This is a genomic window from Streptomyces sp. NPDC094147 (assembly GCF_044764265.1).
Taxonomy (GTDB): Bacteria; Actinomycetota; Actinomycetes; order Streptomycetales; family Streptomycetaceae; genus Streptomyces.
The window spans coordinates 1-1,286 of the sequence record NZ_JBIWHT010000090.1; the positions used below are offsets into that span (position 1 = coordinate 1).

At 64.9% G+C, this 1,286-nt stretch carries 1 protein-coding gene; it reads right to left on the reverse strand.

The genetic code is table 11. The features are described from left to right. Positions 1–152: 152 nt before the first annotated feature. Entirely contained in the window at positions 153–488 is a 336-nt protein-coding gene (locus ACIQ8J_RS35905) for a hypothetical protein (RefSeq protein ID WP_403272363.1), read from the reverse strand. Positions 489–1,286 lie beyond the last annotated feature (798 nt).

Below are 1,286 nucleotides of genomic sequence, written 5' to 3' on the forward strand. Positions count from 1 at the left end.
ATCGCGGCCTTCACGGCCCGGTCCCGCTCACCCAGCACCCGCTCCAGGTGCCCGATGATCCCGGCGAGGCCGCCCTGGACCTCGGTGGAGGCACCTGTGTCGTAACTGCGCCGGTCCTGATTCTGACCCATGATGATCCGTCCCCCGTGTGGTTAGTGGCGTGCGCCGAAGCGGGCCGCGTCGAAGTTCGCCGACGACATGTTCTGGTGCGCGTTGGACTCCTGCTCGTGGTCACCGGACCCGAACGCGGAGTCCATCCCGGACTGGCCGCCCAGAATGTCCTGGAGGGACCCGTTGAGGTCGTTGGTGATCTCATCGGCATGCGTCTTGAACGTGTCGAACGCGGCCTTCCCCGCCCCGTTGAACTTCCCCTCCAGCGGATCCGCCGCAGCGATCAACTGCCGGATCAACGCCCCGAGATCACCACTCGACCCCTCGGTGCTCTTCCCCAGATCGGACAGAGTCGTAGACCCCATGTCGAACTTCACGCACACACCCCCGAAACAGTGCCAGCCACTTGAACCACGCGCGCGCAACCCGGCGCGCCGCCCATGTCTACCCAATGCAGATTGCACGCGCAACGCACCGCAGGGGCCTCCGGACCTGCTGGAATCCCCGATTCCCCAGGTGTTCGGGCAGGTCCGAGCGGTGCCCCTACGGGAACGGTTACGAACTTGGAACAGCGGATCGGAGTGCATTCGCGGCATGGCTTGCAATGTCTGGCAAGTCGGTCAAATGAGTTGATGGTGGGCGTGTCATGCCGGTTGCCCTTCGGCCACTGGCGGGCGTGGCCGCTGCTGGCTGCCGTCACTGGGGAGGCGTACGGACTGGACGGCATAGAGGGGTGGGGAGACGACGTAGATGGGGTGGGAAGGGGGGCCGGGAACGGGGTCGGGGTGGGGGCGGGTGGAGCGCGACCGGACTCGTGTAATGTTCTCCGGGTTGTCGTGGAGCCGGAACGGTTCTGGGGCAGCCGTCCGCCGCAGGTTCTGCGGCAACCCAACTCAGCACGACCCCCCGACCGGGGCTGAATTCGGCATGCCGAATTCCATTCCGATCGGGCCGGCAGACTCGATTACGAATCGCCGGGAAGATCGGCTAGAGTTCGGGACGTCGGAAAGGCCCAAGGGCCGGGAAGACACCCCGATTTCGACCGGGAATCAGGCCCGAAAGGATCTGATAGAGTCGGAGCCGCCGGAAAGGGAAACCCGAGAGGGAGAACCTGAAAGGCACCGAGGAAGTCGGACACGAAAGCGTCTGATAGAGTCGGGAACACGAAATACCGA